This is a genomic window from Piscinibacter sp. PDB5-1 (genome assembly GCF_056676035.1).
On the sequence record NZ_JBWVZL010000006.1, the window covers coordinates 1 to 25493 of the forward strand.

Consider the following 25493-nt stretch of genomic DNA (forward strand, 5'->3'; position numbering starts at 1 on the left):
GCACTTGGCCGGCATGAAGGACAGCAAGGTCATCGTCGCGATCAACAAAGACCCGGAAGCCCCGATCTTCAGCGTCGCCGACTACAGCCTGGAGGCCGACCTCTTCACGGCCGTGCCGGAGTTGATCGCTGCGCTGTAAGCCGACCCACTTGAACCCGAAGGAGCTGCCATGAGCTACGTCGCCCCCCTGAAGGACATGCTCTTTTGCATCAAGGAGCTGGCCAACCTCGATGCCATTGCGAAACTGCCGGGCTTCGAAGATGCCGGCCTGGAAACGGCGCAAGCCGTGCTCGAAGAAAGCGCCAAGTTCAACCAGGACGTGCTGGCCCCGCTGAACTTCGAGGGTGACAAGAACCCGTCGTACTGGAAGGACGGAAACGTCACGACCACACCGGGTTTCAAGGACGCCTTCCGCCAGTTCGGCGAGGGGGGCTGGCAAGGCCTGCAGCACCCGACCGACTTCGGCGGCCAGGGCTTGCCCAAGACCATCGGCGCGGCGTGCATCGAGATGCTCAACAGCGCGAACATGAGCTTCGCGTTGTGCCCGCTGCTGACCGACGGCGCCATCGAGGCGCTGCTGACCGCGGGCACGCCCGAGCAGCAGGCGGCGTTCCTGCCGAAGATGATCTCGGGCGAGTGGACCGGCACGATGAACCTCACCGAGCCGCAGGCGGGGTCTGACCTGGCCCTCGTGCGCACGCGCGCCGAGCCGCAGCCCGACGGCACCTACAAGCTCTTCGGCACAAAGATCTTCATCACCTACGGTGAGCACGACATGGCGAAGAACATCGTCCATCTCGTGCTGGCGCGCGTGGCCGGAGCGCCCGAAGGCGTGAAGGGCATCAGCCTGTTCATCGTGCCGAAGTTCATGGTCAACGCCGATGGCTCGCTGGGCGCGCGCAACGACGTGCACTGCGTGAGCATCGAGCACAAGCTGGGCATCAAGGCCAGCCCAACAGCGGTGCTGCAGTTCGGTGACCACGGCGGTGCCGTGGGCCAGCTCATCGGCCAAGAGAACCGTGGCCTCGAATACATGTTCATCATGATGAACGCCGCGCGTTATGCGGTGGGCATTCAAGGCATCGCGGTGGCCGAACGCGCCTACCAGAAGGCCGTGCAGTACGCGAAAGACCGCGTGCAGTCACGCCCGGTCGATGGTTCGCTGCCGGGCAGCGCGCCCATCATTCACCACCCCGATGTGAAGCGCATGCTCATGACCATGCGCGCACTCGTCGAGGGCTGCCGCGCGATGGCGGTGACGGCCGCCTCGGCCTACGACGCCGCGCACGCGCACCCCGATGCCGAGGTGCGCCAGGCCAACCAGGCTTTCTACGAGTTCATGGTGCCGCTCGTGAAGGGCTACAGCACCGAGATGAGCGGCGAGGTGACGAGCCTGGGCGTGCAGGTGCACGGCGGCATGGGCTTCATCGAAGAAACCGGCGCGGCCCAGCACTACCGCGACTCGAAGATCCTCGCGATCTACGAAGGCACGACGGCGATCCAGGCCAACGACCTGGTCGGGCGCAAGACCGCGCGCGATGGTGGCCGCACGGCCCAAGGCATTGCTCAGCAGATCGCCGCGACCGAGGCTGAGCTGGCCCACCGCGACAGCGACGCGGCGCGCTCGGTGCTCAAGCGCCTGACGGCCGCCCGCGAGGCCTTCGTGCAGGTGGTCGAGTACATCACCGCCGGCAGCAAGGCCAACCCGAACGCCGTGTACGCGGGCTCGGTGCCGTACCTGATGCTCGCGGGCAACGTCGTCGCCGGCTGGCAGCTGGCGCGCGCGCTGATCGTCGCCGAGCGGCAGATCGCGGCAGGCGATGGCGACAGCAACTTCCTTCAAGCCAAGATCACCACGGCGCGCTTCTATGCCGAGCACGTCCTGACGCGCGTGGCGGGTCAGCGCGATGCGATCATTGAGGGTGCTGAAAGCGTCACCGCTTTACCGCTCGACGCGTTCTGAGCCTTGTCGCTGGATTGACTGACCGCAGCCCGGTGTTCACCCACACTGGGCTGTTTTCTTGACCCGTATTCGCTGGAGACCTTCGTGCCCCTGCCGCCCGTTCTGCAAAACCTGCCGCTGCCCATCATCGGCTCGCCGCTGTTCATCATCAGCAATCCCAAGCTCGTGATCGAGCAATGCAAGGCCGGTGTGGTGGGTTCGATGCCCGCGCTGAACGCACGCCCCGCCGAACTGCTGGACGAGTGGCTGGCCGAGATCACCGAGACGCTGGCGGCCTACAACAAGGCCAACCCCGACAAGCCGGCCGCGCCCTTCGCCATCAACCAGATCGTGCACAAGAGCAACGACCGGCTCGAACACGACATGGCGCTGTGCGCCAAGTACAAGGTGCCCATCATCATCACGTCGCTGGGCGCGCGTGAAGACGTGAACCAGGCCGTGCACGCCTGGGGTGGGGTGGTGCTGCACGACATCATCAACAACAAGTTCGCCAAGAAGGCGATCGAGAAGGGCGCCGACGGTCTGATCGCCGTGGCGGCCGGTGCCGGTGGCCACGCGGGCGTGAAGAGCCCGTTTGCGCTGATCCAAGAGATTCGTGAGTGGTTTGACGGCCCGCTCGCCCTGAGCGGCTCGATTTCGAGCGGCGCCGCCGTGCTGGCCGCGCAAGCCCTGGGCGCCGACTTCGCTTACATCGGCACGGCCTTCATCGCCACCGAAGAGGCGCGCGCCGACGAGCGCTACAAGCAGGCCATCGTCGAAGGCAACTCCGACGACATTGTCTACAGCAACCTCTTCACCGGCGTGCATGGCAACTACCTTGCGCCGTCGATCCGCGCAGCGGGCCTCGACCCCGACAACCTGCCGCAGAGCGATGCCAGCGCCATGAGTTTCGGCAGCAACCGCGTCAAGCCCTGGAAGGACATCTGGGGCGCGGGCCAAGGCATCGGCACCATCAAGCAGGTGCAGCCGACGCGCGACTTGGTGGCGCGCCTGAAGAGCGAGTACGAGGCTGCACGCCGCCGCCTGGCGGTTTGATGCACGCGGTGCGGCGGCTTGACGCGAGTCAGCGCTGCGGTCGGTCGGTGGCTGCGCGCTGAGCTGCCGCCGGCGGCACGCCTGCTGAACGCCCGGGGGGTGGGGCGGGCACTTCGAGGTTGCTGTCGCACCCGATGCCCGCCGCGATGAACCGCGCCGCAAGCCGTGACACCCACCGAGCCAGCCAGGCCGGCCGCACGAAGCGCTGCGGCTCGCTCATCAGCCCGCAGCGGTAGCGCCTTTCGGCCTCGACCCACACCACCGCGCGGCAGGCGCCGTGCCGGCGCCGGCTCACCACCATGCCCACCGGGCAGGGCTCGGCGAGGCAGCACACGCCGCAGCCGTTGCAGGGCTGACCCAGCGCCGGTTTGGCGGGCGCCTCGGGGTGGATGTGGATGACCTGGTGCACGGCGCGATTGTGCGCAGCCGACCACGTCGGCATCAATTGAACAGCGCGGCAGCGCACCTTAGGTGCTACAGTCGCCGCCGTTGACTTATCTGGTCCTTCCCGTCCCCTTGCTGGCTCATGCTTCAAGGCGGGTCGCTTGTCCGCCAACCGGTCTAGCCGTGTCGCGGAAGGTTGATTAACCCACTACAGCTTCCGGAAACCGGGGCGAGAGGTGAGCGAAATGATGCAGGAATACAGGTCGAATTCGTACCTGTTCGGGGGCAATGCTCCCTACGTCGAGGAAATGTACGAGCAGTACCTCGACAACCCGGGCTCCGTGCCCGACAACTGGCGCGCCTACTTCGACGCGCTGCAGAACGTGCCGGCCGTCGATGGCAGCACGTCGCGCGATGTGGCCCACGCGCCCATCGTCGAATCCTTCGCCCAGCGTGCCAAGGCCAACGCCTTCGGCAACAAGGCCAGCAGCGCCGACCTGGCGGTGGCCCGCAAGCAAGTCCATGTGCAGTCGCTGATCGCGGCGTACCGGTTCCTCGGTTCGCGCTGGGCCGACCTCGACCCTCTCAAGCGCCAAGAGCGCCCGAAGATCCCCGAGCTGGAGCCGGCGTTCTACGACCTGAGCGAGTCCGACATGGACATCGTCTTCAGCGCGACCAACACCTACTTCACCACCGCCGAGCAGATGACGCTGCGCGAGATCGTGCAGGCGCTGCGTGAAACCTACTGCGGCTCGATCGGCGCCGAGTACATGCACGTCACCGAGCCGGCTGAAAAGCGCTGGTGGCAGCAGCGGCTGGAGTCGATCCGCTCCAAGCCCACCTACCGCCCCGACAAGAAGAAAAGCATCCTCGAACGCCTGACCGCGGCCGAGGGGCTAGAGCGCTACTTGCACACCAAGTACGTCGGCCAGAAGCGCTTCTCTCTGGAAGGCGGCGAAAGCTTCATCGCCGCGATGGATGAAGTGGTGCAGCGCTCGGGCGAGCGCGGCGTGCAAGAGATCGTCATCGGCATGGCCCACCGCGGCCGCCTGAACGTGCTGGTCAACACGCTGGGCAAGGCGCCGAAAGACCTGTTCTCGGAGTTCGACCACACCGCGCCCGAGCACCTGCCTTCGGGCGACGTGAAGTACCACCAGGGCTTCTCGAGCGACGTGGCCACGCCGGGCGGCCCGGTGCACCTGTCGCTGTCGTTCAACCCTTCGCACCTGGAAATCGTGAACCCCGTGGTCGAAGGCTCCGTGAAGGCCCGCCTCGACCGCCGTGGCGACAAGGAAGGCGACACCGTGCTGCCCGTGCTGGTGCACGGCGACGCGGCCTTCGCCGGCCAGGGCGTGGTGATGGAAACGCTGGCGCTGGCGCAAACGCGCGGCTACTACACCGGCGGCACGGTGCATGTGGTCATCAACAACCAGATCGGCTTCACGACCAGCGACCCGCGCGACTCGCGCTCGACGCTGTATTGCACCGACGTCGTCAAGATGATCGAGGCGCCCGTGCTGCATGTGAACGGCGACGACCCCGAAGCGGTCGTGCTGTGCACGCAGCTCGCGTTGGACTACCGCCAGGAGTTCAACAAGGACGTGGTGGTGGACATCGTCTGCTTCCGCAAGCTCGGCCACAACGAGCAGGACACGCCGGCGCTGACCCAGCCGCTGATGTACAAGAAGATCGCGCAGCACCCGGGCACGCGCAAGCTCTACGCCGAGAAGCTGCTGGCCCAGGGCGTGCTCGAAGCGACGGGTGCCGACGACATGGTCAAGGCCTACCGCGCCGCCATGGACGCGGGCAAGCACACGGTCGATCCGGTGCTCACCAACTACAAGAGCAAGTACGCCGTCGATTGGACGCCCTTTCTCAACAAGAAGTGGACCGACGCGGCCGACACGGCGCTGCCGCTGAGCGAGTTGAAGCGTCTGTCCGAGCGCATCACCACGGTGCCGAAGAACTTCAAGCCGCACCCGCTGGTCGAGAAGGTGCTCGCCGACCGGGCCGCGATGGGCCGGGGCGAGATCAACGTCGATTGGGGCATGGGCGAACACCTGGCCTTTGCTTCGCTGGTGGCCAGCGGCTACCCGGTGCGCCTGTCGGGCGAAGACTGCGGCCGCGGCACCTTCACCCACCGCCACGCCGTGCTGCACGACCAGAACCGCGAGAAGTGGGACGAAGGCACCTACACGCCGCTGCAGCACGTGGCCGAGAACCAGGCCCCGTTTGTCGTGATCGACTCGCTGCTGTCCGAAGAGGCGGTGCTGGGCTTCGAATACGGCTACGCCGGCTCCGACCCCAACACGTTGGTGATCTGGGAAGCCCAGTTCGGCGACTTCGTCAACGGCGCGCAGGTCGTGATCGACCAGTTCATCGCCTCGGGTGAAGTGAAGTGGGGCCGCGCGAACGGCCTGACGCTGATGCTGCCGCACGGCTACGAAGGCCAGGGCCCCGAGCACTCGTCCGCACGCCTCGAGCGCTTCATGCAGCTGGCCGCCGACAACAACATGCAGGTCGTGCAGCCCACCACGGCGAGCCAGATCTTCCACCTGCTGCGCCGGCAGATGGTGCGCATGTTCCGCAAGCCGCTGGTGATCATGACGCCGAAGTCGCTGCTGCGCGCGAAAGACGCCGGCTCGCCGCTGTCCGAATTCGCCAAGGGCGAGTTCCGCACCGTGATCGGCCCGCAGCGCGCCGAGGTCGAGGCCGACAAGGTCAAGCGCGTGATCGCCTGCTCGGGCAAGGTCGCCTACGACCTGATCAAGCGCCGCGACGAGAAGAAGGCCTGGGACGTGGTGATCGTGCGCGTCGAGCAGCTGTATCCCTTCCCGCACAAGGCCTTCGCGGCGGAACTGAAGAAGTTTCCGAACGCGACCGACGTCGTGTGGTGCCAGGACGAGCCGCAGAACCAGGGTGCCTGGTTCTTCGTGCAGCACTACATCCACGAGAACATGCTCGAAGGCCAGAAGCTCGGTTACGCCGGCCGCCCGGCCTCGGCATCGCCCGCCGTGGGTTATGCGCACCTGCACCAAGAGCAGCAGAAGGCGCTGCTCGACCAGGCTTTCGGCAAGCTCAAGGGCTTCGTCCTCACCAAGTAAGACTCACGCGGCCCACCCGGCCGCGCGCGTGGCCCCGCCCCTTGAGGGCCGGGCTCGCGGGCCGGTCGCCGCAGGCATGAAAGAACAAGCAAATGGCAATCGTAGAAGTCAAGGTTCCGCAGCTGTCCGAATCGGTCGCTGAAGCCACCCTGCTGCAATGGAAGAAGCGCCTCGGCGAGTCCGTGGCGATCGATGAAATCCTGATCGAGATCGAGACCGACAAAGTCGTGCTCGAAGTGCCGGCGCCCGCTGCCGGTGTGATCGTGCAACTCGTCAAGAACGACGGCGAGAGCTGCGTCAGCGAAGAAGTCATCGCCAAGATCGACACCGAGGCGCAGGCGCAAGTCAGCCCGCTCGAAATCAAGGCCGCGCCCGAACCCGCCGCGACGCCGGCGGCTGCACCCGCGGCCGCTTCGGGCGGCAGCAAGAGCGACGTGGCCATGCCGGCCGCGGCCAAGCTGATGGCCGACAACCAACTCGCTGCTGGCTCGGTGCCCGGCACCGGCAAGGACGGCCGCGTGACCAAGGGCGACGTGCTGGGCGTGCTCGAAGGCGGCGCCAAGCCGGCCGCGCCCGTGCCCGCACCGAGCATTCCTGCGCCCAGCATCCCGACCACGCCGCCGATGGCCAAGCCGCTGCCGGCCGTGGCCGCACCCACGGTGCCCAAGCTGAGCGACCGCCCCGAGCAGCGCGTGCCCATGAGCCGCCTGCGCGCGCGCGTGGCCGAACGCCTGCTGCAATCGCAAGCCACCAACGCCATCCTGACCACGTTCAACGAAGTGAACATGGCCCCGGTGATGGAGATGCGCAAGAAGTTCCAAGAGAAGTTCGAGAAGGAGCACGGCGTCAAGCTCGGCTTCATGAGCTTCTTCGTGAAGGCCGCGGTGCATGCGCTGAAGAAGTACCCGGTCATCAACGCCTCGGTCGATGGCAACGACATCGTCTACCACGGCTACTTCGACATCGGCATCGCGGTCGGTTCGCCTCGCGGGCTGGTGGTGCCGATCCTGCGCAATGTCGATCAGATGAGCTTTGCCGACATCGAGAAGAAGATCGCCGAGTTCGGCACCAAGGCCAAGGAAGGCAAGCTCTCGCTCGAAGAGCTGACCGGCGGCACGTTCTCGATTTCGAACGGCGGCACCTTCGGCTCGATGCTGTCCACGCCCATCATCAACCCGCCGCAGTCGGCCATCCTGGGCGTGCACGCCACAAAGGACCGCGCCGTGGTCGAGAACGGCCAGATCGTCATCCGCCCGATGAACTACCTGGCGATGAGCTACGACCACCGGATCATCGACGGCCGCGAAGCGGTGCTCGGTCTGGTGGCGATGAAGGAAGCGCTGGAAGACCCGGCTCGCCTGCTGTTCGATCTCTGACCGACCGCCATCAACTGCATTGAGTGAGACCGCGTCGGCGCAGCAACTGGCTGTGTCGCCTGCGGTCTGACGGAGGCTTTCAAACATGAGCAAATCATTCGACGTGGTCGTCATCGGCGGCGGCCCCGGTGGCTACATTGCTGCCATCCGCGCCGCGCAACTCGGCTTCAACACCGCCTGCATCGACGAGTGGAAGAACGGCAAGGGCGGCCCCGCACCGGGCGGCACCTGCACGAACGTGGGCTGCATCCCCTCGAAGGCGCTGCTGCAGTCGAGCGAGCACTTCGAGCACGCCGGCAAGCACTTTGCCGACCATGGCATCGGGCTCAAAGACCTGAGCATCGACGTGGCCAAGATGCTCGGCCGCAAGGACACCGTCGTGAAACAGAACAACGACGGCATCCTGTACCTCTTCAAGAAGAACAAGGTCACGTTCTTCCACGGCCGTGGGTCGTTCGTGAAAGCCGCCGACGGCGCTTACGAAATCAAGGTGGCCGGCGCGGCCGAAGAGGCCATCACCGCCAAGCACGTGATCGTGGCCACCGGCTCGAACCCACGTGCGCTGCCTGGCGCGGCCTTCGACGAAGAGAACATTTTGTCGAACGACGGCGCGCTGCGCATCCCGGCCGTGCCCAAGAAGCTGGGTGTGATCGGCTCGGGCGTGATCGGCCTGGAGATGGGCTCGGTGTGGCGGCGCCTGGGCGCTGAAGTCGTGGTGCTCGAAGCGCTGCCGACCTTCCTCGGTGCGGTCGATGAGCAGATCGCCAAAGAGGCGCAGAAGGCCTTCGCCAAGCAGGGCCTGAAGGTCGAACTGGGCGTGAAGATCGGCGAGATCAAGAGCGACAAGAAAAAGGGCGTCAGCGTGGCCTACACCGACGCCAAGGGCGCGGCCCAGACGCTCGACGTGGACAAGCTCATCGTCAGCATCGGCCGTGTGCCCAACACCATCGGCCTCAACCCCGAAGCCGTCGGCCTGAAGCTCGACGAGCGCGGCGCCATCGTGGTGGACGACGACTGCAAGACCAACCTGCCCAACGTGTGGGCGGTGGGCGACGTGGTGCGCGGCCCGATGCTCGCGCACAAGGCCGAAGAAGAAGGCGTGGCCGTGGCCGAGCGCATCGCGGGCCAGCACGGGCACGTCAACTTCAACACCATCCCGTGGGTGATCTACACCTCGCCCGAGATCGCGTGGGTGGGCCAGACCGAGCAGCAACTCAAGGCCGCCGGCCGTGCTTACAAGGCGGGCAGCTTCCCGTTCATGGCCAACGGCCGCGCGCGCGCGCTGGGCGACACGACCGGCATGGTGAAGATGCTGGCCGACGCGAAGACCGACGAGATCCTCGGCGTGCACATCGTCGGGCCGTTCGCGTCTGAGCTGATTGCCGAAGCCGTGGTGGCGATGGAGTTCAAGGCCTCGGCCGAAGACATCGCCCGCATCTGCCACGCGCACCCGAGCCTGAGCGAAGCGACCAAGGAAGCGGCCCTGGCCGTGGACAAGCGCACGCTGAACTTCTGACGTGGCGGTGGGTGTGGATGAAGCCGTGGGCGTTCGGGCGCTCTATGCGCAAACGCTGGCCGAGCGCGGCTTCACGGCCGACCCGGCGCAGCTGCGTGCGATCGACGCGCTCGAGCGCTGCGAGCGCGAGTGGGCCGAGTACAAGTCGCGGCGCAGCAATGCGCTGACCAAGCTCATTGCACGCCCGCCCATCCCCAAGGGCGTCTACATGTACGGCGGGGTGGGGCGCGGCAAGAGCTTCCTGATGGATTGCTTCTTCAACGCCGTGCCCTTGAAGCGCAAGACGCGGCTGCACTTTCACGAGTTCATGCGCGAGGTGCACCGCGAGCTGTCCGAGCTGAAGGGCACGGTCAACCCGCTCGACGAGCTGGGCAAGCGCATCTCGCGGCGCTACCGGCTGATCTGCTTCGATGAGTTTCACGTGGCCGACGTGACGGACGCGATGATCTTGCACCGGTTGCTCGAATCGCTGTTCGAGAACCGCGTCAGCATCGTCACGACCTCGAACTTTCACCCCGACGGGCTGTACCCCAACGGGTTGCACCGCGAGCGCATCCTGCCGGCCATCGAGTTGCTGAAAGACAAGATGGAAGTGCTCAGCGTGGACAACGGCACCGACTACCGCCGCCGCACGCTGGAGCAGGTCGAGCTGTACCACACGCCCTTGGACGAAGGCGCCGACCGCGCGATGACCGACGCGTTCAACCGCCTCGCCGAGGCGAAAGACGAAGCGCCGGTGATGCACATCGAGCACCGCGAGTTGCACGCCAAGCGCAAGGCGGGTGGCGTGGTGTGGTTCGACTTCAAGACGCTGTGCGGCGGCCCGCGCTCGCAGAACGACTACCTGGAAATCGCCACACAGTTCCACACCGTGCTGCTGAGCGGCGTGCCGCAGATGACACCGCGCCATGCGTCGGAAGCGCGCCGCTTCACCTGGCTGGTGGACGTGCTTTACGACCGCCGCGTCAAGCTGATCCTGTCGGCCGAGGTGGCGCCCGAGTTGCTGTACACCGAAGGGCCGATGTCGCATGAGTTTCCGCGCACGGTGTCGCGTCTCAACGAGATGCAATCGGCCGAGTTTCTGGCCCTGGCCAAGCGCGACGTGGACACCTCGCTGACATGAGCGCGCGTCATCTGGTCGGCGCGCTGGGGCTTGCGCTCGCGCTGCTGGGGCCGGCCGCGGCCCAGCCCTCGACGCCCGCCGCGTCGGAAGACGAGCAGCGCGCCGTCATCCGGCAGCAGCGTCAGGCCGCCGATGCGGCGCACGCTGAACGACGCGCCGCCTGCGCCCAGGCCTTCGCGGTCGTGGCCTGTGAAGAAAAGGCGCGCAGCCAGCACCGTACCGAGATGCGCCGCCTGCGCGAGCAAGAGCTGGTGCTCGACGACGCGCAACGCCGCCGGCGCGCGCAGGCCACGCAAAGCCGCTTGGCGGCGAAGGCGGCTTCGGGCGCCGCCGAACCTGTCGCACCGGGTGCGTCGTCGGCTGCACGCCCGCGTGAAGAGACAAAGCGCCCCAAGGCGCCGGCAGCCGCTCCCAAGTCGCCCGCGCCCCGCGCGCCCGATGCCGACCAGCGCGCGCGCTTCGAAGCCCGCCAGCGCGAGGCCCAGGCGCATCGAGAAAAGGTGGAACGGCGCAACGCCGAGCGTGCCGCCAAACGTCCGAAGTCCGCGCCTCTGCCGTTGCCGCCCGGGGCGAGCGGCGTGTGACCCCCGGCCGTTCAGCTCAGCGGGTCGATGCGGATCAGCGCCAGCGAGATGTTGTCGCCCGCGCCACGCGCCCGCTGGCGCGCCTTGCTGATGAGCATCTCGCTCGCTTCGCGCGGCGGCAGCGTGTGCACGATGGCGCCCAGCTCTTTCGGGGTGAAGTAGTGCCACAGCCCGTCGCTGCAGGCCAGCAGCGTGTCGCCGACTTCGAGCCGGTCGATGTGCAGCAGCGTCAACGGCGGGTCTTGGTAGGTGCCCAGGCAGCCCGTCAGCAGGTTCGACTGCGGATGCGTGTTGGCCTCGTCTTCGGTGATCTGGCCTTCGTCCACCAGCCGCTGCACGAACGAGTGGTCGATGGTGCGGCGAACCATGTCGGGGCCACGGAAGTGGTACACCCGCGAATCGCCGGCGTGGATCACATCGCATTCGCGCGACGGGCTGATGAGGAACGCGGCCGCCGTGCTGTGGGGTTCTTCTTCCGCCGTGATGGCGGTCAGCTTGATCATCAGGTGCGATTCGAGCACCAGCTGCTTCAAGAACTCGGCGGGGTCGTCTTTCGTGGCGCCATAGCGCTCGAACAACTGCTTCGCCGTGAGGATCACCTGGTCGGCCGCCTTGCGACCTCCGCTCTTGCCGCCCATGCCGTCGGCCAGCACGGCCAGCGCACAACCCGGCACGCGCGAGTGCGGGAGGATCTCGACCTGGTCTTGTTGATAGGCGCGGTCACCGCGATGAATGCCGGTGGCGGCGGAGAGTCGGTAACCCTGGGAGGCGCTCATGGTCGAAAACTATAATCGCTTCGCCTCAGCGTTCTGCTCGGCATTTGCCCCGTGGCTCCCGAATGGATGACAACCTCCACAGCCCGCAGCGCCGCCTCATCGAGCTGCGCATGGAGCACGCCGACCTCGATTGCCTGATCGACCGCGTGGCCCACGATGCCCCGATCGACGAGCTGACGCTGCGGCGGCTCAAGAAACGACGCCTCGCCCTGCGCGACCAAATCACCCAGCTCGACGCCCAGCTCGACCCTCCGGAACCTGCATGACGCTGTTGAGCGGCCCGACATGAGTGCCCTGAAAGAGGCGGTGGCCCACGCCTTCGGGCCCGGCGGTGCGCTGGCGCAAAGCGACGAACGCTACCTTGAACGCGAAGCGCAGCAGCGCATGGCCCAGGGCGTGGCCGATGCCATCGAAAACCGCGACGCGCTGGTGGCCGAGGCCGGTACCGGCGTCGGCAAGACCTTCGCCTACCTCGTGCCCACCCTGCTGTCAGGGCGCCGCGCGCTCATCAGCACCGCCACCAAGAGCCTGCAAGACCAGCTCTTTCTGCGCGACCTGCCCCGCCTGCGCGACGCCCTGCAGGTGCCGGTGACGCTGGCGCTCTTGAAGGGGCGTGCGAGCTACCTGTGCCGGCATCGCCTGGCCCAGGCCCGCCAGGGCGCGCAACTGCCCGACCGCTGGGCGGTGCGCACGCTGGCCAAGATCGAGACCTGGTCGCACGGCACGCAAAACGGCGACCTGGCCGAACTGGAAGGCCTGGACGAACGCTCGCCGGTCATCCCCCTCGTGACCTCGTCGCGCGAGAACTGCCTCGGCAGCGAGTGCCCCGAGTACCGCAGTTGCCACGTCATGAAAGCCCGGCGCGAGGCCATGGCCGCCGACGTGGTCGTGGTCAACCACCACCTCTTCTTCGCCGACATGGCCTTGCGCGACACTGGCATGGCCGAATTGCTCCCAAGCGTCGAGGTGGCCGTATTCGACGAAGCGCACCAGTTGACCGAAGCGGGAGTGCAGTTTCTCGGCAGCACGCTGGGCAGCGCCCAGGTGCTCGACTTCGCCCGCGACATGCTGGCGATGGGGCTGTCGCAGGCCCGCGGCCTGGCGCCCTGGCAAGAGCTGGCCTCGGCCTGCGACCGTGCGGCGCGCGAGCTGCGGCTGGCTGCCGTGGGCACGCTGCGCGAGGTGCGCGGCAGCCTCAAGCTGCGTTGGGACGAGCGCGGCGCGAGGCCCGAGTTTCTCGACGGCCTGGTGGGGGTGCGACGTGCCTGCAAGGCGGCGCAGGCCGCGCTGGAGCAAGTCGCCGAGGCCGCGCCCGACTTTCCCAAGCTGGCCGAACGCGCTGGTGAACTGGCCGATCTGGCCCAGAGCTTCACCGGCACCGCCGCCTTCGGCCGCGTGCGTTGGATCGACCTCACTCCGCACCAGTGCCGCCTCGCCGAAGCCCCGCTCGACGTGCGCGAGGCGCTGCGCGAGCAGATGGAGTCGGCCTCGAAGGCGTGGATCTTCACCTCGGCCACCCTCGGCGACGACGACCGCCTGTCGTGGTTCACCGAATCGGCCGGGCTCGACGATGCGAACACCTTGCGCGTGGGCAGCCCGTTCGACTACGCGGCCCATGCACGGCTGTACGTGCCGTCGTCGTTTCCGAAGCCGAACGAACCCGGCCACCCGGCGGCCGTGGCGGCGCTCGCGTCGCGCTGTGCCCGTGCGCTGGGCGGCCGCTGCTTCGTGCTGACGACCACGCTGCGGGCCCTGCAAACCATCGGCGAACGCCTGCGCGACACCTTCGAGGCGCAGGGCGACAACATCGAGGTGCTGGTGCAGGGCACCGTGCCCAAGCGTCAGTTGCTGCAGCAGTTTCTGAACAACCCGCGCTCGGTGCTGGTCGGCTCGCAGAGCTTCTGGGAAGGCATCGACGTGCCCGGCGATGCGCTGCAATGCGTGCTGATCGACAAGCTGCCGTTTCCACCGCCGAACGACCCGCTGGTCGAAGCGCGCGTGAAGCGGCTCGAAAGCGAAGGCCGCAATGCCTTCAGCGACTACTTCGTCGCCGAAGCGGCCGTGTCTTTGAAGCAGGGGGCAGGGCGCCTGATTCGCAGCGAGACCGACCGTGGCCTGCTCGTCATCTGCGACCCGCGCATGTCGGGCATGAACTATGGCAAGCGCCTGCGCGAGGCGCTGCCGCCGATGCCGCGTGTGATGGACGAAGGCGATGCGATGGCCTGGCTCGCCACGCTGTCGGGCGAGGGCTTGCCGTTCTAGTCAGCCCGGATGTTCACGCTGAACGTGGTCAGCGCGCGGCGGGTGCGCCGGCCGGCAGCTGGGCCAGGAAGCGGCTGTTGGGGAAGTTCTGCCGCAGCACGCGGCCCGTGTCGTCGCGCAGGCTGACGAGGCCGAGGCGGTCGTAGCTTTGCGCCATGATCGACAGCGCCTCTTCGACCGATGGGGTGCGCTGGAACTCCTGCACCGTCTGCTGGGCCCGGTTGACGGCGGCTGCGTAGGCGCCACGGCGGTAGTAGTAGCGCGCGACGTGCACCTCGTAGGCCGCGATCGAGTTCACGATGTAGTTGATGCGCTCTTTCGCATCGGGCGTGTACTTCGACTGCGGAAACTGGTCGATCAGCTGCTTGAAGGCCTGGTACGAATCGCGCGAGGCCTGCTGGTCGCGCTCGGACAGGTCTTGCCTCGAGAAGCGGCCGAAGATGCCGAGGTCGTCGTTGAAGTTGATCACGCCCTTGAGGTACAGCGCGTAGTCGAATGCCGGGCTGGTGGGGTGCAGCTTCATGAAGCGGTCGAGGGTGGCCAGGGCCTGGGCCTTCTCGCCGGTGCGGTGCTGCAGGTAGGCCTGTTCCAGTTGGGCCTGCTGTGCCAGCAAGGTGCCGGCGGCGCGGCCTTCGAGGCGCTCGTACAGCTTCAGTGCACGTTCGTAGCCACCGTTGGCGGCTTCTTCGCGGGCCTCTGAATACAATTTCTCGACGCTCATGCCGGCGGTTTCGTCCTTGGGCGTCGAACCGCATCCGGCGATCACGGCCGCCATCAGCGATGCAGCCAGCAAGCCCATTGGGCGACGTACCAAGCGAATCACATCCATGAGCCTCATCAGGCGCCGCGCGGGCAGCGCTTTCCTGTCCAGAACAATGAGCGCGGATTATGAATGAGGGCTCTGACCCGGTGGTGCCTGAGGCCGATGACGAAGGCCTCGACCCTGTCGCCGACGACGCCGTCGAGCGGCGCGAAAGCGCGGTGGCTGCCGCGCAGCACGGCGTTCGCATCGACAAGGTGCTGGTGTCGATGGCGCCGGAGTTCTCGCGCAACCACCTGCAGCGGCTGATCGACGAAGGGCACGTCCGGCTCGACGGTCGTGTGGTGGACGGCGCCTCGCGCAAGGTGCAGGCCGGCCAGCGCATCGCGGTCGATCTGGTGCCCACGCCCGAGAGCCGCGCCTTTCGGCCCGAGGCGATGGCGCTGGCCATCGTCTTCGAAGACGAACACCTGATGGTGGTGGACAAACCCGCCGGCCTCGTCGTGCACCCGGCGGCGGGGCACTGGTCGGGCACCTTGCTCAATGGCGTGCTCGCCCACCACCCGGCCTCGGCCGCCTTGCCCCGCGCGGGCATCGTGCACCGGCTCGACAAGGACACCTCCGGCCTCATGGTCATCGGCAAGTCGTTGCCCGCCGTGACGGCGCTCGTGCGCGCCATCGCGGCGCGCGAGGTGCGGCGTGAGTACGCAGCCCTGGCGCATGGGGTGGTGGCCGAGAAGGCGTTCACCATCGAGGCCCCGGTGGGCCGCGACCCGCAGTCGCGGGTGCGCATGGCGGTCACCTCGCATGGGCGCGCGGCGAAGACCGACGTCGAGCGCGTAGCGGTGCAAGGCGAGGGCGTGGGGGCGTTCAGCGCCGTGCGCTGCCGTTTGCACACCGGGCGCACGCATCAGATCCGCGTGCACCTGGCCTCGCGCGGGCACCCGCTGGTGGCCGATGCGGTGTATGGCGGGCGGCCCTCCTTGCAGATGCAACGCCAGGCCCTGCACGCTTTGCGGCTGGGGTTCATCCACCCGGTCACGGGTGGTGAGCTGGCCTTTCAGGCGTCACCGCCAGACGACTTTTCCACGGCCTGGGCGCAGGTCACGGGGGGCAAACCACCGGTCTGACGGCTTGTCTATACAATGCGCCCCATTCGTCCCCGCCGACACGCGTTCGCCCTGTGCGCTGCCACTGCCGTACACAAGGCCCGGCCGGGAAGAAGACCCCCAGAGGGGCCACGACACAGATCGTGGCACAAAGGTTCACCGCGAAGAGCGGTTTGAACCCCGCGAGGTCCCCGCTCAAACAGTCCCAGGCTCCTTGGTGGCGCACTGCCACCCCAGCCCGGGTTGATGTGAACAAGAGCCTGCCCCCGAAAAACCCTGCCGGCAGTCCCGGCCCAGGAAGTCAACGAAGTCGATGAACACCCAGGATGCAAAGCGCGTCCTCGAAACCGCGCTCATCTGCGCGCAGCAGCCTTTGCCGCTGAAGGACATGCGAGCCTTGTTCGCTGACGAGCTCGGTCCCGACACGCTGCGTTCGCTGCTCGATGAGCTGATGCGCGATTGGGAAGGCCGTGGCGTTGAGCTGGTGGCGCTGTCCACGGGCTGGCGCTTTCAGAGCCGCCCCGAGATGCGCGACTACCTCGACCGGCTCAACCCCGAGAAGCCGCCCAAATACTCGCGCGCCACGATGGAAACGCTGGCCATCATTGCCTACCGACAACCGGTGACGCGCGGCGACATCGAAGACATCCGCGGCGTCACGGTCAGCAGCCACATCGTCAAGCAACTCGAAGACCGGGGCTGGATCGACGCCATTGGCTACCGCGAAGCGCCGGGTCGCCCGGCCTTGTATGCGACGACCAAGCAGTTCCTTGATGACCTGGGTCTCGCCAGCCTCGAACAACTGCCCACGCTCGACAGCGGCACCGGCGGCAACGTGCTGATCGAAGCGCTGGCCGAGCAACCCTCGCTGCTGGAGCCCGCCCAGGCTGCACTCGGCCTGGAGGCCGACGACGCAGCGCCCGACTACGCCTCACCCGGTGACGCGCCGCTCGAAGCCGATGCGACCGGCGAGCTGCCCGACGCGACTCTCGAATCCCCCTCCGATCTTTCCAACCCCCCCCTCGACGGTGCCGGCGCTTCGCGCGAAGACCCGTCCGAAGCCGACGACTCCGCGGTCCCTGCCGCGCCGATGGAACCCCGCGAATGACCCAGCCCGAAGACCAATCCCCCGAGCTTGCTGCTGCACCGGAGGCGGGCGACACGCCAGCGCCCAAGCCGCGCAAGAAGCGCGCGACCAAGCCGAAAGACGAGGCTGTGGCCGACGCGCCCGAGGCAGGTGAAGCCGCGGCCGCCGCGGTCCCGGCCAGCGACGAGGCGGCAGCGCCCAAGCCCGCGCGCAAGCGGCGCACGACGGCCAAGGCTGCGGCTGAGGGCGGCGACGCGCCTGCGGCCACCGAGGGTGAGTCGAACGCGCCCGTGCCCTCGCCGGTCGAACCCGCTCGCGCGGTTGCCTCGGCTGAGGCGTCGGTGCCCGCCGCCGCGGGCGAAGCCCCTGTGTTCGTGCTGGGGGAGGCCGTCGAATCGACCGCTCCGGCGTCAGAGGGCGGCGCCGAGGCGGGCGACGGTGAGGGGGGCTCGCGTTCTTCTCGCAACCGCCGCCGCAACCGGCGTGATCGCCAGCGCGAACGCGCCGAGGGGGCGGGCGTCGAGGCCGGTGGTGCCGAAGGTGCGCCGCGCCCCATCAGCCCGGCCCCTGCGCAACATGCGGTGATGCCTGATGCGGGGGATGTGTTCGCCCATGTGGTGTCCGACGAGTACGACGTCGAGGACGTGGCGCCCGTCGAGCCAGAAGCTGCTGCCGCGCCGGGTGAGGTCGAAGGCACCGAGGAATACAAGCGCGTGCTGCAGGCCGACATCGATGCGCCGAAGCTGCAGAAGGTGCTGGCGCAATCCGGCATCGGCTCGCGCCGCGACGTGGAGGCGTGGATCGAAGAGGGCAAGGTCACCGTCAACGACCAGCCGGCGCACATCGGCCAGCGCGTCTCGTTCGGCGACCAGATCAAGGTCGATGGCAAGCCGGTGCGGGTGCGCATCGTGCCGCCGCCGCCGCGCATCATCGCGTACCACAAGCCGGTGGGTGAGGTGGTGACGCTCGACGATCCGCAGAACCGCCCGACGGTGTTCCGCCGCCTGCCGCGCCTACAGCAGGGCAAGTGGCAATCGGTCGGCCGCCTGGACATCAACACCGAAGGGCTGTTGCTGTTCACGAACTCCGGCGACCTGGCCAACCAGTTGATGCACCCGCGCTTCGGCGTCGAGCGCGAGTACGCGGTGCGCGTGCTGGGCAAGCTGAGCGACGAGTACCGGGCCCGCCTGCTCGAAGGCGTGGACGTCGATGGCCAGATGGCCAGCTTCAAGTCCATCGCCGATGGCGGCGGTGAAGGTGCGAACCACTGGTACCGCGTCGTCATCACCGAAGGCCGCAACCGCGAGGTGCGCAAGCTGTTCGACACGGTCGGGCTCACGGTGAGCCGCCTCATCCGCATCCGCTACGGCAACGTGCTGTTGCCGCGCGGCCTGAAGCGCGGCGTGTGGGTGGACCTGTCCGACGACGACGTGCGCGCCGTGCGCCGCCTGGCCGGTGGAGGCCAGGATGGCCAGCGCCGTGAAGGGCGCGGCAACGAACGCAACAACGACCGTCCGAACGACCGTGGCGGCGATCGCGGCAACAACGCGAACGACCGCAATGCCAAGGGCGGCAAGGGGCCGCGCAACGAACAGCGTAACGAGCAGCGCCAAGCTGGCGGCGGCCGCAACGATCGGGGCCCGCGCGGCAACCGTCCGCCGCAGGGCGGCCCGCAGCCGCCGAGCGTCAACGTGCGCCCGCCGCGTGAAGAGCGCGCCGACGACTTCGACCGCGACGAGGACCTGGATTTCGATCCCAGCAAGATCCCGAACCCGCTGGAGCAGACCTTCGACAAGCGCTTCGTGTCCAAGCCGCGTGGCCCCGCCTTCGGCCGGGGCGGCGGTGGTGGCTTCGGCGGCGGTGGCAGCGCGCCGCCGCGCCAGAGCAACAAGAAGGGCGGCGGCGGGCCGCGTGAGCCCGACCCGCTGCAAACGTCGGTGGGCTACATCGGTGCCGATGCCTTCCACCGCAAGGGCGGCAAGGGTGGCGGTGGTGGGGGCGGCGGTCGCGGAGGCAAGGGCGGCGGCGGCTTTGGTGGGTTCGGCGGTGGTGGTGGCGGGGGCGGCGGAGGCCGTCGCGGACGCTGATCCCCGACGAAGCATGGTGCGCGGTCACCGAGGAACCATGCTTCAAGCGTTACAATCCAAGGTTTTGCCAAGTGCTTGATTCAGGAGAAGAAATATGGCCATCGAACGCACCCTTTCCATCATCAAACCCGACGCCGTTGCCAAGAACGTGATCGGTCAGATCTACGCCCGCTTCGAAGGCGCTGGCCTGAAGATCGTGGCCGCCCGCATGGCGCACCTGTCGCGCAATGAAGCCGAGCAGTTCTATGCCGTGCACAAGGCCCGTCCGTTCTTCAAGGACCTGGTCGATTTCATGATCTCGGGCCCGGTGATGATCCAGGCCCTCGAAGGTGAAGGCGCCATCGCCAAGAACCGCGACCTGATGGGCGCGACCGACCCGAAGAAGGCCGAGAAGGGCACGATCCGCGCCGACTTCGCCGACAGCATCGACGCCAACGCCGTTCACGGCTCTGACGCCCCGGAAACGGCCGCCGCTGAAGTGGCGTTCTTCTTCCCCGGCCTCAACATCTACAGCCGCTGATCGGCTGGCCTTGCGCCCCCGCGTGGCGCTTTCGACACTCGGAAAGTGTGAAGATTTCGTCGCCCGCGGGCTCAGCAGGTGGCGAGACGTGCAGCCGTACAGGGGTACGGCGCGCACCGCCGCCGCAAGATGCGCCGGCGCAGTAGAAAGATCACACCGTCCCAGGCGCAAGGAGCATCTATGAACCCGGTCAACCTGCTCGATTTCGACCTCGACGGGCTGGCCGCGTTTTGCGAGAAGCTGGGCGAAAAGCGCTTCCGCGCGACCCAACTCTTCCGCTGGATCCATCAAAAGGGCGCGGCCGATTTCTCGGCCATGTCCGACCTGGCCAAGTCGCTGCGCGACAAGCTCGCGGGCATCGCCGAAGTCAAGGCGCTGTCGATCCTCAGCGAGCAGGCCTCCACCGACGGCACGATCAAGTGGCTGTTCGACGTGGGCGGCGGCGACGCCGTCGAGTCGGTGTTCATTCCCGAAGACGACCGCGGCACTCTGTGCGTGTCGTCGCAAGCCGGCTGTGCGGTCGGCTGCCGTTTTTGCTCGACCGGCCACCAAGGCTTCAGCCGCAACCTCAGCACGGCCGAGATCGTCGCCCAGCTCTGGTTTGCCGAACACCACCTGCGCCAACGCCTCAAGCTCGCGCCCGGCGAACGGGCCATCACCAACGTGGTGATGATGGGCATGGGCGAGCCGCTGCAGAACTACAGTGCGCTGGTGCCGGCCCTGCGCGTGATGCTCGACGACCACGGCTACGGCCTCTCGCGCCGCCGCGTCACGGTCTCGACCTCGGGTGTGGTGCCGATGATCGACCGCCTTCGCGACGACTGCCCGGTCGCGCTGGCGGTCTCGCTGCACGCGCCCGACGACGCCTTGCGCGACGAGCTGGTGCCGCTCAACCGCAAGTACCCCCTCGACGAACTGCTGGCTGCTTGCCAGCGCTACCTTGAGAAAGCGCCGCGCGACTTCATCACCTTCGAGTACTGCATGCTCGACGGCGTGAACGACAGCGACGCGCATGCGCGCACGCTCATCCGCATCAGCGAACGGGTGTCGTGCAAGTTCAACCTGATTCCATTCAACCCGTTCCCCGCGTCGGGCCTGAAGCGATCGCCGCGCGAACGGGTGACGGCTTTTGCGCGGGTGCTGCAAGACGCGGGTGTCGTGACCACGGTGCGCAAGACGCGCGGTGACGACATCGATGCCGCCTGCGGCCAGCTCGCCGGCGAGGTGCAAGACCGCACGCGCGCCGCCGAACGCATGACGCGCGCGCCGATTCGTGTCGTGCGCCCGAACCCATCTGCCTCTGCTTCGCCTCTTTCAACCGGATCCAAGGAGACTCCATGACCCTGCGCTGGTCGTCCCTCGCCGTGTGTGTGTGTGGTGCGTTGACCGTGCTGCTGGCTGCGTGCCAGACGACGGGTGGGCTGGTGCCCGAAGGGCAGGGTGGCGGCGACTCGCGCGACCGGGTGACCGCTTCGGACGAATCGGCGGCATCGAAGCGCGCCCGGGTGCGCCTCGAACTGGCTGGGGCGTACTTCGCCCGCGGGCAGCTCACGACCGCGCTCGACGAGGTCAAGCAGGCCCTGTCGGCCGACCCCAACATGGCGCAGGCCTACAACCTGCGTGGTCTGATCTACGCCGGCATGGGCGAGCCACAACTCGCCGAAGAGAGTTATCGCCGCGGCTTGCAGATCGACCCGCGCGATGCCGACGCCATGCACAACCTGGGCTGGTTCATGTGCCAGCAAAAGCGCTACGAAGAGAGCGACAAGCTCTTCCTGCAGGCGCTCGACCAGCCGCAATACCTGGGCGGCCCGCGCACGCTGCTCGCACGCGGGGTGTGCCAGGCCCGATCGGGCCGCATGGCCGAGGCCGAGACGACGCTGACGCGCGCCTATGAGCTGGACGCCGCCAACCCCGCCGTGGCCGTCAACCTCGCCGAGGTGCTGCTGCGCCGGGGTGAGTACGAGCGGGCGCGCTTCTACATCCGCCGGGTCAATGCGGTGCCCGAGCAGGTGGGCGCCGGTACGCTGTGGCTTGCCGCACGCATTGAGAAGAAGCTCGGCAACAACCAGGGTGCGAACGAGTTCGGGCGCGAGATGCGCGAGCGCTTCCCGCAGGCCGCAGAAACCCGTGCCTTCGAGCGAGGCCAGTTCGATGAGTGAGAGTCTGCCGCCCCTGCCGGCTGCGACCGGGTCGTCCACGCCTCAAACGGCGGGTGGGCTGCTGCGCCAGGCCCGGCAGGCGCGAGGTCTGCACATCGCCGCCTTGGCCAACTCGATCAAGGTGACTCCGCAGAAGCTCGAACTGCTCGAAAACGACCGGTTTGACGAACTGCCCGGCGCGACCTTCACGCGCGCGCTGGCGCAGACGGTGTGCCGCTTCTTGAAGATCGACGCGGCGCCCGTGATGGCGCTCTTGCCGCAGCCCGGTGACGAAGGCCTGATGCGCATGAGCAAGGGGCTCAACGAGCCGTTCCGCGACCGGCCAGGCCGGCGCGTGCCGCGCGACCTGAGCGCGCTCAAGAACCCGGGCGTGATCGGCGCGATGGTGCTGGTCGTGGCTGCTTTGACCGTGTACTTGATGCCGAGCGATTGGCAGCTGGCGGGCCCCAGCGCGACTGCGCCCTCGGTCATCGACACGCCGGTGCCGCAGGTCGTGGGCGACGCACCTGTGGTGCCTGCGGCGACCGAGGGCGCCGCCTCGCAGCCGGCTTTGTCGGCGTCCGACGCCGCGAGCGCGGCGCTGCCCGCCACCTCGGTTGCCTCAGACGTGATCGAGACCGTTCACGCCGTGCCTCCCGAAGGCGCCAGCGCCCCGCAAGAGCTGGGTGCCCCCGCTGTCAGCGGCACGCTGCAGGTACGGGCGCAGGGCGAGTCGTGGGTCGAGGTGACCGACCGGCGCGGCCGCTCCTTGTTGTCGCGCCTGCTGCAAGCCGGCGAGACCGTCGGACTCGACGGCACGCCGCCGCTGCGCCTGACCATCGGCAACGCGGCCGTCACTTCGGTCACGTACAAGGGCCAGGCGGTGGACCTGGCCGCGACCACGCGCGACAACGTGGTCAAGCTCGAACTCAAGTAGACCCTCGCGCGCACCGCACCGGAACGCACTGCCATGAACGACCCACGCCCCGCTTTCGACCCGGACTTCATCGAGCCCGCTCGCCCGGTGACCCGCCACACGCGCCAGGCGCAGGTGCGCTGGGGCTCGCGCATCGTCACGCTCGGTGGCGGCGCGCCGGTGCGTGTGCAGTCGATGACCAACACCGACACGGTGGACGTGATCGAGACCGCCATCCAGGTCAAAGAGTTGGCCGTGGCCGGGTCTGAGATGGTGCGCATCACCGTCAACACGCCTGAGGCCGCGCAGGCCGTGCCGCACATCCGCGATCAGCTTGACCGCATGGGCATCGACGTGCCGTTGGTGGGTGACTTTCACTACAACGGCCACCGCCTGCTGACCGAGGTGCCGGCTTGTGCCGAGGCGCTGTCGAAGTACCGCATCAACCCGGGCAACGTGGGCAAGGGCGACAAGCGCGACAAGCAGTTCGCGCAGATGGTCGAGGTGGCCGCGAAGTACGACAAGGTCGTGCGCATCGGCGTCAACTGGGGCAGCCTCGACCAGGAACTGCTCGCGCAGATGATGGACGACAACGCCAAGCGCGCCGAGCCCTACGAGCCGCAGCAGATCATGTACCGCGCCATCGTCACCTCGGCGCTCGAATCGGCCAAGCGCGCCGAAGAGGTCGGCCTCAAGGCGGAGCAGATCGTGCTGTCTTGCAAGATGTCGGGCGTGCAAGACCTGGTGAGCGTGTACCGCGCGCTCGCCAAGCGCTGCGACTACCCGCTGCACCTGGGCCTGACCGAAGCCGGCATGGGCACCAAGGGCACGGTGGCGTCCACCGCCGCGCTGGCGCTGCTGCTGCAAGACGGCATCGGCGACACCATCCGTGTGTCGCTCACGCCGCAGCCGGGCGAAGCGCGCACGCAAGAAGTGGTGGTGGCGCTCGAAATTCTGCAGTCGCTCGGCCTGCGGGCGTTCAACCCCAGCGTCACGGCGTGCCCGGGCTGCGGCCGCACGACGAGCACGACCTTCCAAGAGCTTGCCAAGCAGATCGACGACTTTCTTCGGGCGCAAATGCCGGTGTGGCGCGCGCAGTACCCCGGCGTCGAGAAGATGAAGGTCGCGGTGATGGGCTGCATCGTCAATGGCCCGGGCGAGAGCAAGCACGCCGACATCGGCATCAGCCTGCCGGGCAACGGCGAAGCGCCGGCTGCGCCGGTGTTCATCGACGGCGAAAAGGCGCTCACGCTGCGCGGCGAGCGCATCGCGCAAGAATTTCAGGCGCTGGTCGAGGATTACATCGCCAAGCGCTACGGCGCGGCGACGACCGCACATCGCACCGCGCCGGTCTGAGCCCGAAGGCCCACCCGACGCACCGCCCGCATTCGCCGCCGCCCGCGCGAGCGTCGCGCTGCGGCTTCGCATTCCCCGTTTTCATTTCGATTTGCCATGGCTGACAAACAAGACGCCCTCCAGGCCGTGAAGGGCATGAACGACATCCTGCCGCCGGACTCGGCGCGCTGGGAATGGCTCGAAGCCAAGATGCGCTCGCTGATGACGCGCTACGGCTACGCCAACATCCGCACGCCCATCGTCGAGCCCACGGCGCTGTTCGTGCGTGGCCTCGGCGAGGTGACCGACATCGTCGAAAAAGAGATGTACTCGTTCGAAGACTCGATGAACGGCGACAAGCTTACGCTGCGCCCCGAGGCAACGGCCGGGGTGGTGCGCGCGGTGAACGAACACTCGTTGCTGCACGACGGCGGCAAGCGGCTGTACTACATCGGCCCCATGTTTCGCCACGAGCGGCCGCAGAAGGGGCGCTACCGGCAGTTCCACCAGATCGGCGCCGAGGCCATGGGCTTCGCCGGGCCCGATGTCGATGCCGAGTTGATCCTGCTGTGCCGTGCGCTGTGGCGCGAACTGGGCCTGGTCGAGGGCCGCGACGTCACGCTCGAACTGAACTCGCTGGGCCAACCTGCCGAGCGCCAGGCGCACCGCGCCGCGCTCATCGCCCACCTCGAAGCGCACGCCGACCTGCTCGACGAAGACGCGAAGCGCCGCTTGCACAGCAACCCGCTGCGCATCCTCGACACCAAGAACCCGGCGATGCAGGCGGTGGTCGAGGCCGCGCCGAAACTGATGGACTTCCTCGGTGCCGAGTCGCTCGCTCACCTGCAGGCCGTGCGCGACGTGCTCGACGCGGCCGGCCTGCCGTACCGCATCAACCCGCGCCTCGTGCGCGGCATGGACTACTACAACCTCACCGTCTTCGAGTGGGTCACCGACAAGCTCGGCTCGCAGGGCACGGTGTGCGGCGGCGGTCGCTACGACACGCTGATCGAGCAGCTCGGCGGCAAGCCGGCGCCGGCTGTCGGCTGGGGCCTGGGCATCGAGCGGCTGCTGCTGCTGCTTGAAGCCGTCGGCGTCGGCGCACCGGCCAACGCGCCGGTGGCCTATGCCGTCGTGCCCGACGCGCAGCACCTGCCGAAGGTGATGGTGGCCATCGAAGCCTTGCGCGCCGCCGGCATCTCGGTGCTGATGCACGCGGGCGGCCACAGCATGAAGGCCCAGTTCAAGCGGGCGGACGCCAGTGGCGCGCGCTACGCACTCGTCTTCGGCAGCGACGAGCTGGCGCGTGGCGAAGTGGCCATCAAGCCACTGCGCGACCCGGCGGCCTCGCAGCGCAGCTTGCCCCTGGCCACGGCCGGGCAATGGGCGGCCGAACTGCTCAACGCATAATCGCG

General features: G+C 67.7%; 21 protein-coding genes and 1 pseudogene. 19 read left to right on the forward strand and 3 right to left on the reverse strand.

Annotation, left to right across the window (positions count from 1 at the left end; all coding sequences use genetic code 11):
- From AC1KAT_RS21380 to AC1KAT_RS21390, 3 genes and pseudogenes are all read left to right on the forward strand, one after another.
- A pseudogene (locus tag AC1KAT_RS21380) lies at positions 1–139 on the forward strand (electron transfer flavoprotein subunit alpha/FixB family protein); the annotation flags it as partial.
- A 30-nt stretch (positions 140–169) separates the two neighbouring features.
- Positions 170–1963 carry an acyl-CoA dehydrogenase gene (locus tag AC1KAT_RS21385; RefSeq protein WP_480329232.1) on the forward strand — a complete coding sequence of 598 codons (1794 nt, stop codon included), beginning with the start codon at positions 170–172 and terminating at the stop codon, positions 1961–1963.
- A gap of 84 nt (positions 1964–2047) precedes the next feature.
- Positions 2048–2998 (forward strand): NAD(P)H-dependent flavin oxidoreductase, encoded by a 951-nt coding sequence (locus AC1KAT_RS21390; protein WP_480329234.1) that lies wholly within the window; start codon positions 2048–2050, stop codon positions 2996–2998.
- A gap of 28 nt (positions 2999–3026) precedes the next feature.
- Here the strand turns inward: AC1KAT_RS21390 and AC1KAT_RS21395 are convergent, their stop codons facing one another.
- Positions 3027–3407 carry a hypothetical protein gene (locus AC1KAT_RS21395; protein ID WP_480329236.1) on the reverse strand — a complete coding sequence of 127 codons (381 nt, stop codon included), beginning with the start codon at positions 3405–3407 and terminating at the stop codon, positions 3027–3029.
- Between the two features lie 220 nt (positions 3408–3627).
- Here AC1KAT_RS21395 and AC1KAT_RS21400 point away from each other — a divergent pair, with 220 nt between their 5' ends.
- The 5 genes from AC1KAT_RS21400 (at position 3628) to AC1KAT_RS21420 (ending at position 11085) form a co-directional block, all read left to right on the forward strand.
- Positions 3628–6486 (forward strand): 2-oxoglutarate dehydrogenase E1 component, encoded by a 2859-nt coding sequence (locus AC1KAT_RS21400; protein ID WP_480329362.1) that lies wholly within the window; start codon positions 3628–3630, stop codon positions 6484–6486.
- Between the two features lie 92 nt (positions 6487–6578).
- On the forward strand, positions 6579–7862 hold the full coding sequence (odhB, locus tag AC1KAT_RS21405; protein ID WP_480329238.1) for a 2-oxoglutarate dehydrogenase complex dihydrolipoyllysine-residue succinyltransferase: 1284 nt from the start codon (positions 6579–6581) through the stop codon (positions 7860–7862).
- 85 nt (positions 7863–7947) lie between these two features.
- On the forward strand, positions 7948–9378 hold the full coding sequence (lpdA, locus tag AC1KAT_RS21410) for a dihydrolipoyl dehydrogenase (RefSeq protein ID WP_480329240.1): 1431 nt from the start codon (positions 7948–7950) through the stop codon (positions 9376–9378).
- A gap of 13 nt (positions 9379–9391) precedes the next feature.
- Entirely contained in the window at positions 9392–10501 is a 1110-nt protein-coding gene (gene zapE / locus AC1KAT_RS21415; protein ID WP_480329242.1) for a cell division protein ZapE, read from the forward strand.
- Positions 10498–11085 carry a hypothetical protein gene (locus tag AC1KAT_RS21420; RefSeq protein WP_480329244.1) on the forward strand — a complete coding sequence of 196 codons (588 nt, stop codon included), beginning with the start codon at positions 10498–10500 and terminating at the stop codon, positions 11083–11085. Before zapE ends, AC1KAT_RS21420 begins: the two co-directional genes overlap by 4 nt.
- An 11-nt stretch (positions 11086–11096) precedes the next feature.
- Here AC1KAT_RS21420 and AC1KAT_RS21425 read toward each other — a convergent pair whose 3' ends face one another.
- Entirely contained in the window at positions 11097–11861 is a 765-nt protein-coding gene (locus tag AC1KAT_RS21425) for a PP2C family protein-serine/threonine phosphatase (RefSeq protein ID WP_480329246.1), read from the reverse strand.
- Between the two features lie 62 nt (positions 11862–11923).
- Between AC1KAT_RS21425 and AC1KAT_RS21430 the strand changes: the two genes are divergently transcribed.
- Positions 11924–12127, forward strand: a complete 204-nt coding sequence (locus tag AC1KAT_RS21430; RefSeq protein ID WP_480329248.1) for a YdcH family protein — start codon at positions 11924–11926, stop codon at positions 12125–12127.
- Between the two features lie 19 nt (positions 12128–12146).
- Complete coding sequence (gene yoaA, locus AC1KAT_RS21435; RefSeq protein ID WP_480329250.1) at positions 12147–14123, forward strand: DNA repair helicase YoaA; 1977 nt, start codon at positions 12147–12149, stop codon at positions 14121–14123.
- Positions 14124–14151: 28 nt separating this feature from the next.
- On the opposite strand, the gene AC1KAT_RS21440 is transcribed toward yoaA, so the two are convergent.
- Positions 14152–14937, reverse strand: coding sequence for an outer membrane protein assembly factor BamD (locus tag AC1KAT_RS21440; protein ID WP_480329252.1), 786 nt, complete (start codon positions 14935–14937; stop codon positions 14152–14154).
- 74 nt (positions 14938–15011) lie between these two features.
- Between AC1KAT_RS21440 and AC1KAT_RS21445 the strand changes: the two genes are divergently transcribed.
- The 9 genes from AC1KAT_RS21445 to hisS all read left to right on the forward strand — a co-directional run bounded on the left by AC1KAT_RS21445 (position 15012) and on the right by hisS (position 25488).
- Positions 15012–16013 (forward strand): RluA family pseudouridine synthase, encoded by a 1002-nt coding sequence (locus AC1KAT_RS21445; protein ID WP_480329254.1) that lies wholly within the window; start codon positions 15012–15014, stop codon positions 16011–16013.
- A 292-nt stretch (positions 16014–16305) separates the two neighbouring features.
- Positions 16306–17100, forward strand: coding sequence for an SMC-Scp complex subunit ScpB (scpB, locus tag AC1KAT_RS21450; protein WP_480329256.1), 795 nt, complete (start codon positions 16306–16308; stop codon positions 17098–17100).
- Positions 17097–19166 (forward strand): pseudouridine synthase, encoded by a 2070-nt coding sequence (locus tag AC1KAT_RS21455; RefSeq protein ID WP_480329258.1) that lies wholly within the window; start codon positions 17097–17099, stop codon positions 19164–19166. The genes scpB and AC1KAT_RS21455 overlap by 4 nt, the downstream gene beginning before the upstream one ends.
- Positions 19167–19260: 94 nt before the next feature.
- Complete coding sequence (ndk, locus tag AC1KAT_RS21460) at positions 19261–19686, forward strand: nucleoside-diphosphate kinase (RefSeq protein ID WP_480329260.1); 426 nt, start codon at positions 19261–19263, stop codon at positions 19684–19686.
- A gap of 180 nt (positions 19687–19866) precedes the next feature.
- Positions 19867–21027 carry a dual-specificity RNA methyltransferase RlmN gene (gene rlmN, locus AC1KAT_RS21465; protein ID WP_480329262.1) on the forward strand — a complete coding sequence of 387 codons (1161 nt, stop codon included), beginning with the start codon at positions 19867–19869 and terminating at the stop codon, positions 21025–21027.
- The gene (gene pilW / locus AC1KAT_RS21470; protein WP_480329264.1) at positions 21024–21848 is read left to right on the forward strand and encodes a type IV pilus biogenesis/stability protein PilW; all 825 of its coding nucleotides are present in this window, start codon (positions 21024–21026) and stop codon (positions 21846–21848) included. The genes rlmN and pilW overlap by 4 nt, the downstream gene beginning before the upstream one ends.
- Positions 21841–22764, forward strand: a complete 924-nt coding sequence (locus AC1KAT_RS21475) for a helix-turn-helix domain-containing protein (RefSeq protein WP_480329266.1) — start codon at positions 21841–21843, stop codon at positions 22762–22764. The genes pilW and AC1KAT_RS21475 overlap by 8 nt, the downstream gene beginning before the upstream one ends.
- Positions 22765–22797: 33 nt before the next feature.
- The gene (gene ispG, locus AC1KAT_RS21480) at positions 22798–24099 is read left to right on the forward strand and encodes a flavodoxin-dependent (E)-4-hydroxy-3-methylbut-2-enyl-diphosphate synthase (RefSeq protein WP_480329268.1); all 1302 of its coding nucleotides are present in this window, start codon (positions 22798–22800) and stop codon (positions 24097–24099) included.
- A gap of 96 nt (positions 24100–24195) precedes the next feature.
- Positions 24196–25488, forward strand: a complete 1293-nt coding sequence (gene hisS / locus AC1KAT_RS21485; RefSeq protein WP_480329270.1) for a histidine--tRNA ligase — start codon at positions 24196–24198, stop codon at positions 25486–25488.
- Positions 25489–25493 lie beyond the last annotated feature (5 nt).

Coding starts and splice junctions, on each gene's coding strand:
- hisS (WP_480329270.1), top strand. CDS start 24,196: ATGGCTGACAAACAAGACGCCCTCCAGGCCGTGAAGGGCATGAACGAC.
- AC1KAT_RS21425 (WP_480329246.1), bottom strand. CDS start 11,861: ATGAGCGCCTCCCAGGGTTACCGACTCTCCGCCGCCACCGGCATTCAT.
- ispG (WP_480329268.1), top strand. CDS start 22,798: ATGAACGACCCACGCCCCGCTTTCGACCCGGACTTCATCGAGCCCGCT.
- AC1KAT_RS21420 (WP_480329244.1), top strand. CDS start 10,498: ATGAGCGCGCGTCATCTGGTCGGCGCGCTGGGGCTTGCGCTCGCGCTG.
- lpdA (WP_480329240.1), top strand. CDS start 7,948: ATGAGCAAATCATTCGACGTGGTCGTCATCGGCGGCGGCCCCGGTGGC.
- AC1KAT_RS21430 (WP_480329248.1), top strand. CDS start 11,924: ATGGATGACAACCTCCACAGCCCGCAGCGCCGCCTCATCGAGCTGCGC.
- AC1KAT_RS21455 (WP_480329258.1), top strand. CDS start 17,097: ATGACCCAGCCCGAAGACCAATCCCCCGAGCTTGCTGCTGCACCGGAG.
- rlmN (WP_480329262.1), top strand. CDS start 19,867: ATGAACCCGGTCAACCTGCTCGATTTCGACCTCGACGGGCTGGCCGCG.
- odhB (WP_480329238.1), top strand. CDS start 6,579: ATGGCAATCGTAGAAGTCAAGGTTCCGCAGCTGTCCGAATCGGTCGCT.
- ndk (WP_480329260.1), top strand. CDS start 19,261: ATGGCCATCGAACGCACCCTTTCCATCATCAAACCCGACGCCGTTGCC.
- AC1KAT_RS21385 (WP_480329232.1), top strand. CDS start 170: ATGAGCTACGTCGCCCCCCTGAAGGACATGCTCTTTTGCATCAAGGAG.
- pilW (WP_480329264.1), top strand. CDS start 21,024: ATGACCCTGCGCTGGTCGTCCCTCGCCGTGTGTGTGTGTGGTGCGTTG.
- scpB (WP_480329256.1), top strand. CDS start 16,306: ATGAACACCCAGGATGCAAAGCGCGTCCTCGAAACCGCGCTCATCTGC.
- AC1KAT_RS21400 (WP_480329362.1), top strand. CDS start 3,628: ATGATGCAGGAATACAGGTCGAATTCGTACCTGTTCGGGGGCAATGCT.
- yoaA (WP_480329250.1), top strand. CDS start 12,147: ATGAGTGCCCTGAAAGAGGCGGTGGCCCACGCCTTCGGGCCCGGCGGT.
- AC1KAT_RS21445 (WP_480329254.1), top strand. CDS start 15,012: ATGAATGAGGGCTCTGACCCGGTGGTGCCTGAGGCCGATGACGAAGGC.
- AC1KAT_RS21475 (WP_480329266.1), top strand. CDS start 21,841: ATGAGTGAGAGTCTGCCGCCCCTGCCGGCTGCGACCGGGTCGTCCACG.